This is a genomic window from Sphingomonas sp. UYAg733 (genome assembly GCF_054057355.1).
Genome location: NZ_JBSRZE010000020.1, coordinates 49,465 through 56,041, shown reverse-complemented (window position 1 = coordinate 56,041; position 6,577 = coordinate 49,465). Strand labels below are relative to the sequence as shown.

The window sequence follows — 6,577 nt, the reverse complement described above, 5'->3', positions numbered from 1 at the left end:
CTACGCCCTACGCCGACATCCCCCAGAACGACGGCACGTGAGTGGTCTCCTTTTACATGCCGATCCCGGTCCCCGTTGCCGCGCCGATTGACAGTTTACCGTCGGCAGGAAGCGACCAATACGCGCCTTTCCGATGCGGTGCCGGGAATGTCGACTCATGCCGATAGCCGACATCGCCGGACCCCGCCCCGTAAGTTCGATGCATAACGTGTTTTTCTTCGCTCGCCGCTAACAGCCTGGTAGCGCGATCGGCATCCTAATAGATCATCTGTTGGGCGCTGAGTTTACGTCGCTAACTCGCACGCAGACGCTAGGCGGGTGGCCGGATCGCGATCGTCCGCCCATTCCGCCCTGCGCTTTAGACGTGTCGACAGGAAGAGCGTGGGTAGCTTCAGGAACAGCAGTTCCGAGTGAATGAACGTATCGACGGCACGCTCCCACCACATTGGTTCGCGTTTCCCGTTAGCTTTTAGCCATGCATCATAGGGCTGCCAGTGGCTCGGCTCGTCCTTCTCGATGATGCGGAAGATCTTCATCAGAACCCGGTCATGCCGCACCAGCGGATGGCGCAGCAGGATCTCCACCTGACGGTGGCCGCGCTGCTCGGTGAGGGAAATCACCCGGCACAGTTTCTCGAACTGGGCATGATCCGCGATGATGGCCTGAGTATCAAGGTCGTCGATGCGCTTGCCGAACATGATCTCGACGAACCGATCGATGTGCCCGCAGGTCCGATCGACCAGCAGCGGCATGACCCCGCGAAGCTCAAACCATCGCCGGAACATCATGTAGTGCTTGCGCTCGTCGGCGCGATGCCGCTCGATGGCTGCGATAAACGTCGGGTCGCCGGATGCGCAGACGCGGGCGGCCTCGAGGACGCGGTCGATTGCCGTGTATCCGCGATACTCGTTGTAGATGTAGATCGATCCCAGCAGGTCTAGATATCGATCGCGGAGCACCTTCAGCATCGGTCATCACTTTCTCGGGCCAGCTGCGGGCTCTCATGTTCTCTTGGCATGATCATGCGGGCGCTCGGGTAATCGTCTCGGTGAGGTGCGCGACCGGAACACCGAACTTGCGGACGATCATGACATTGTGTGCCATCATGCCGTTGCCATCGAGCGACAGCCACTGTTCGGCGCGCAGACCGCCCTTCAGCCTGAAGGCAAGGTGGAGCCGGTTGCCATCGACGGTCCCCACCACCGGGCCGGCGGCATCGGACAGCGTGCCCACGTAGCCGCCGCGTCCCTCGGGTCGCAGGCGCCACTGACGCTGAGTCGTTCGGTGGCCCTCCCGTCTGACCGACTGGTCGAGAACTATCGTCCGGTCGCCGAGCACGTGCCCCGTGCCGTCGACATGGATGATCTCGGGTCGGCGGAACATGATCTTGAGAATGCCCTCCCCCGTCGTGCGGCCGACGAAGAAAGCACTGGCGTCGAAGTGCGGAGTAGGGACTGATGGTCGCACCATCTTCTCCCCCGTCGCGCAGCCACCCATCTCGAGTATGGCGACCAGAGCCATCATGCCCTTCAGCGTCTGGCGGGTCGCTGCCGAAACCTCGAGGGTCATTGATCTGGCTCGTTTTGACTACAAGGAAGCCGAGCCGGGTATACAACCCCGAGCGCGCATCACAACGGTAGCGTCTGTCTTGTGCGGTGCTGCCTAAATTCGAGTTCAGACTCTCCTCGTGATCGAGACGAGCGACACAGCGCTCCCAGTGTCGCCGAAGTGCAGCGTGAAGCCGTGCAGGTCGGCGATGGCCTTCACCAGACTTAGGCCCAGGCCAGCGCCTTCGCATTCATGACGACCGCGGTAGAAGCGCTGAGTTACGAACACCCTGTCGGCTGTAGGAATGCCGCCGCCCTGATCCGCAACGGTGATGACGGCAGCGCCGTTATCGTCGGTCAGCGACACCGCAACGACGCCGTCGTCAGGACCGAATTTCATGGCGTTGTCGATCAGGTTCGAAACCGCCTCCATCAGCAGGCTGGCGTCACCTTCGATCGTGACATGCGCCGAGATGGTGCATCGAAGGTCGATGCCACGATCCTCGGCGGTGGGCTGGTGGAGCTCGCACGCGTCCTCGATCAGATGCGCGAGGTCGATTGGCGCGAAGCGGCTGCGGCGGGCATGATCCTCGAGTTCGCGAATGCGCAGCAGCGCCGCAACGATACCGAGCAGCTTGTCGATCTCGACGAGCGCGGCGTCAGCGACTGTCTCAAACCCCTCGCGGTGCTGAGCTTCGCGTAAGCCCCGTTCGATTCGCGCTCTCAATCGGGTCAACGGCGTCCGAAGCTGATGAGCGATATCGTCGCCGACCCCGCGTACGTCGGCGACCAATGTCTGGAGCCGATCCAGCATGGTGTTGATGTGGGCACATAGGAGACCGAAGCTGTCGGGCCGCGAGCCGACGGGCAGACGCTGCTCGAGTTCACCCGAGACGATCCTCTCGGTCAGGCGGCGAACGGTCTCCACCTGCCACGCCGCGCGGCGGCCCGCGATCATGCCGAATCCAACTGCGAGCAGCAGGCCTGGGATTAAGCCGAAAACCAGGGAGCGCTCCACGACAAGCAGCGCTTCCTCCGCTTCGTCGAGGTCGATCCCGGTCAGGAGCTGATCGCCATCCGGCATGACGCAGAGCCTGAGACGGGCAGTGTCACGGGTCTTGCCGGGAAGCTGGGTCGGGACGACGTCGGCGACCGAGGATGCCGCGCCGAGGCCAACGCCGTCAGGAATGGCCGCTACGTTACCGTCCATCAGCCGGCCGGATCGATCGAACAGAGCGAGGAATCGATCGCGGTGAATGTCCTCGGTAATCATCCGCCTGAGGCCTGCATGACGATCCGCATCGGAGAGTGCTCCGAGCGTGCGGCAGTCGGCAGCAAACGTCGCGTCAGCCGCGCGAATGTGGCTCCCACTGGCCAACGCCCAGAAAAGGCCGGACAGGACGAGCGACTGCACGATTAGCAGCCCGGCGATCGCTCCGCCCCATCGCCAGGTCGCGCGCGCGCTGGGATTAGACGGGGACATCGAACACATATCCCCTGCCGCGCACGTTGCGGATGAGTTGTGCCTCACTTTCGGCGTCGACCTTGCGCCTGAGCCGCCCCATGTGGACGTCGACGACATTGCTGTTTGGCTCGAAGGTGTAGCCCCACACGTCCTGCAGCAGCATCGAACGCGTGACGATCCGGCCCGGACGCCGAACCAGATAGTCGAGCAGTTTCAGTTCGCGCGGCAGCAGTTCGAGCGGGCGGCCCGCACGGGTCGCCACGCCCGCGAACAGGTCGAGGTCGAGCGGCCCGGCGATGAGACGCGTGTCGCGCGTTTCATTCGGACGGCGCAGCAGCGCCTCGACGCGGGCGACGAGTTCGACCAGCGCAAAGGGCTTGGGCAGATAGTCGTCTCCGCCCGACCGCAGCCCGCGCACGCGATCGTCGAGACTGCCGAGCGCGCTCAGAACGAGCGCTGGCGTGCGCCGGTCCTCTGCCCGAAGCCTAGCAATCAAATCGAGCCCCTCGCCATCAGGTAGCTGACGGTCGACAATAAGGAGATCCACGTCGTCGCTTCGCGCCGCATCCAGGCCTTCGGAAATGCGAAGGCGGTGGGTCACTCGGTAGCCGCCCGCCTGCAATTCGAGACCGATCTCGGTCGCGGTCCCCGCGTCGTCCTCGATGAGCAGAATGTGGGTCACGTCTCCTGTTCGGCTCCGTAGAGCGCAGCCGTCAACTGAATAGCAGACTGTGAACTCGTGTTTAGTCGACGGTGCCGGGCAGGCCCGGTTACTCATGACGTAAATAAACGGGCAATCCGACATGAAACTCAAAAGTTTAACGCCGCTGTTGGTCTTGGCGCTGCTGATACCTGGCAGCCAAGTCGGGGCCCATGCCTCCTCGGACGTCGCTCGGCCAGCGTCATCGCCGCTCAAGACCCCGACCGTCTATCGGAGCATCGACGGTGTCCTCGCCGTCACCATCGAAGCGCGGCCCACGCAGGTCTTGATCGGCGGGCAGACGATCGACGGCGCTACCTACAACGGTGAATATGGAGGCCCGGTGCTTCGGTTGAAACCTGGCGATACGCTGCGCATGCACTTCGTCAACCGGCTGCCCCAGATCACCAACGTCCACTTTCATGGCCTGTCGGTCAGTCCCGAGGGGCATGGCGACAACTCGATGCGCATGATCGCGCCGGGGGAGAGCTGGGACTACATCTTCACAATCCCGAAGGATCATCCGCCCGGCGTTTATTGGTATCACACTCATGGCCACGACTTCGCCGAGCGCCAGGTCATGGGTGGCCTGAGTGGCACGCTCGTCATCGAGGGATTCCAGGATGAGGTGCCCGCGACCAAGCCATTGGTCGAGCGGTTGATGGCGCTCAAGGAATTCTCGCCGAACACCAAGGGCCGACTGAACAACGTGCCGAAGCCGGCGCACGGCACGGTCAAGACGATCAACGGCCAGCTCGATCCGGTGATCGCAATGCAACCCGGCGAGACCCAGCTTTGGCGGATGAGCGGTCAGACCGCCAACGGCTATTTCCGGCTGCGCGCCAAGGGGCTGAAACTTATTGTCGTTGGGCGCGACGCCCGCCCGTTGGTGACGCCGGAACCAACCGATGAGGTGTTGCTCGGGCCGAGCGAACGGGTCGATGTCTTGGCAACCGCAGGTGCAACGGGTCGATACCGCCTAATGCAGGAGAAGAATGATACCGGTCCACTCGGCGATCTGTTTCCCGCGCAAGAACTGGCGTCCGTTGTTGTGGCGTCAGATCCGTCGCGGCCTGCACCGACGCCGCTGGGTCCGCTTGTTGTCAACGCGCCGAAGCAGGTGCCGGTGCCCGGCGATCATATTGATGCGCATCGCTTGGTGGTCTTCTCCGAAGACGTGACCACCGGCCTGTTCTTCATCAACCACCAAACCTTTGACCCTAAACGCATCGACGTGAAGGTCCCGCTTGGATCGATCGAGGAATGGACGATCCGCAACGCCTCGCAGGAACTGCACGTCTTCCACATCCACCAGCTGCCGTTCCAGGTCGTAAGCATCAACGGGAAGCCCCAGCCGTTCGTGGGCCTACGCGATACCATCGACGTGCCGATACACGGTGAGGTCAAGATTCGCATGGCATTTACCGATCCGCGGATCGTCGGTCGTTTCATGTACCACTGCCATATCCTCGAGCATGAGGACAAAGGCATGATGGCGACGATCGAGGTCTATGATCCCAAGAAGGGCCCAATGGGCGACATGAAGATGAGCGCGCTGACGCCGGAGGGTCGTCATGCGAGCTAGTGTGTACGCCGCTGCCGGCGTATTGGCGCTGCTCGGCTGGGCGCCGGCGGCGCTCGCGCAATCGGACGGAACGACCAACGGCAACACACTCCAGGCCGGCAAGGTTAAGGGCGGCGACGGCGGTAGCGACGGCGGCATGGACATGGGCGCCGAGCCAGTGAAATCCTATCCTAAGTTCACTTTCGACACGCTCGCCAATTTCGAGTTCTCGGGGCTGGCGGCGGACGCCGGTCCGAACCGCGGACCACAACCCTATTTGCGCTTCGATTCCACCTTCGTGGTCGATACCAGCGATCAGCTCACCTTCTACGGGCTATTTCAGTTCAAGGCGCGCGAACCGCGGCCGGCCGACGACCCCAACAAAGACCTGTTCGTCAACCAGGGTGCGGGACGCAAGATCGGCGGCAAGATGAAGGAGCTCTACGTCCGCTACGGCACGTGGCGCGTCGGCAAGTTCGTGCAGAATTTCGGCCGCGCCTATGTCTTACTGCCCGGACCCTTCTCGGCCGATTTCATCGAAGAGCCTGACCAAGGCTATGAGCCGAGCGAGATGCTCGGCGTCGAGAAACTGCACGTGTTCGGCAGCGAGAAATATGGCTGGCAGCAGCTTTCGGTGTCGGCCTTCATGGTCGACCGCTCACCGCTGCACCGCAGCTTCCCGTACGACGAGGGGCAGATCCACTATAAGGACGGGGGGGTCGGCAACACACATCTGCCGACCAACGTTTCGGTGACCTATGACGTGCTCAACATGCCGGTCGGCCACGGCGCACAGGCGACTTTCCAGGCGAGCGCGATCCGCTGGGGGCGCACCTACGGCGTGCCGCGCGGCGAGTTCTGGTCGACGCTCGGTGGCGATATCGCGATTCCGCTCGGCAATACGGTGCGCCGTACGCTCCAGCGGCGCTACACGCAGTTGCATTTCTATGTGGAGGGCGCGCGCCGCGCCAACTATCTCGGGATGCCAGGCAGCGATCGCAACTATGCCACCGAGGCGGCCGAGTATATGCAGGGGCCATGGCAGTTCGACCTGTCCGCAACGCAACGCTGGACGACCGATCCGGTTAAGCCGACGCAGCAGGACCGGATCTACACCGGTACTTTCGGACGCAATTTCGCCTCGCAGAGCTTGGTTCTGTTCAGCGTCGCGCGCGAGCGCGTCGCGGACCGCGCCGGGGTCTACGCTGGCGTGCGATTGGTCCAGACGCTGACGACCTGCGCGCGCTGCGCTAGCGGGCCGGCTTACTGAGCCTTGTACCAATTACGACCGAGGACGGATG

Annotated in this window: 6 protein-coding genes; 2 read left to right on the top strand and 4 right to left on the bottom strand. The window is 62.9% G+C overall.

What is annotated here, in order from left to right:
• Window positions 1-284: 284 nt before the first annotated feature.
• The 4 genes from ACVWZA_RS20050 to ACVWZA_RS20035 all read right to left on the bottom strand — a co-directional run bounded on the left by ACVWZA_RS20050 (window position 285) and on the right by ACVWZA_RS20035 (window position 3,928).
• The gene (locus ACVWZA_RS20050) at window positions 285-968 is read right to left on the bottom strand and encodes a ferritin-like domain-containing protein (protein ID WP_457313210.1); all 684 of its coding nucleotides are present in this window, start codon (window positions 966-968) and stop codon (window positions 285-287) included.
• Between the two features lie 52 nt (window positions 969-1,020).
• On the bottom strand, window positions 1,021-1,569 hold the full coding sequence (locus ACVWZA_RS20045; protein WP_457313209.1) for a DUF3833 family protein: 549 nt from the start codon (window positions 1,567-1,569) through the stop codon (window positions 1,021-1,023).
• Window positions 1,570-1,674: 105 nt separating this feature from the next.
• Window positions 1,675-2,961, bottom strand: a complete 1,287-nt coding sequence (locus tag ACVWZA_RS20040) for a sensor histidine kinase (protein ID WP_457313208.1) — start codon at window positions 2,959-2,961, stop codon at window positions 1,675-1,677.
• 55 nt (window positions 2,962-3,016) lie between these two features.
• The gene (locus ACVWZA_RS20035) at window positions 3,017-3,928 is read right to left on the bottom strand and encodes a response regulator transcription factor (RefSeq protein WP_457313207.1); all 912 of its coding nucleotides are present in this window, start codon (window positions 3,926-3,928) and stop codon (window positions 3,017-3,019) included.
• Here ACVWZA_RS20035 and ACVWZA_RS20030 point away from each other — a divergent pair.
• Together ACVWZA_RS20030 and ACVWZA_RS20025 are read left to right on the top strand one after the other, a co-directional pair.
• Window positions 3,816-5,297: a multicopper oxidase family protein gene (locus ACVWZA_RS20030; RefSeq protein ID WP_457313206.1), complete on the top strand. Its 1,482-nt coding sequence runs from the start codon at window positions 3,816-3,818 to the stop codon at window positions 5,295-5,297. The two genes, ACVWZA_RS20035 and ACVWZA_RS20030, sit on opposite strands and share 113 nt — an antisense overlap.
• Window positions 5,287-6,546, top strand: coding sequence for a hypothetical protein (locus ACVWZA_RS20025; RefSeq protein WP_457313205.1), 1,260 nt, complete (start codon window positions 5,287-5,289; stop codon window positions 6,544-6,546). The genes ACVWZA_RS20030 and ACVWZA_RS20025 overlap by 11 nt, the downstream gene beginning before the upstream one ends.
• Window positions 6,547-6,577: the final 31 nt, after the last annotated feature.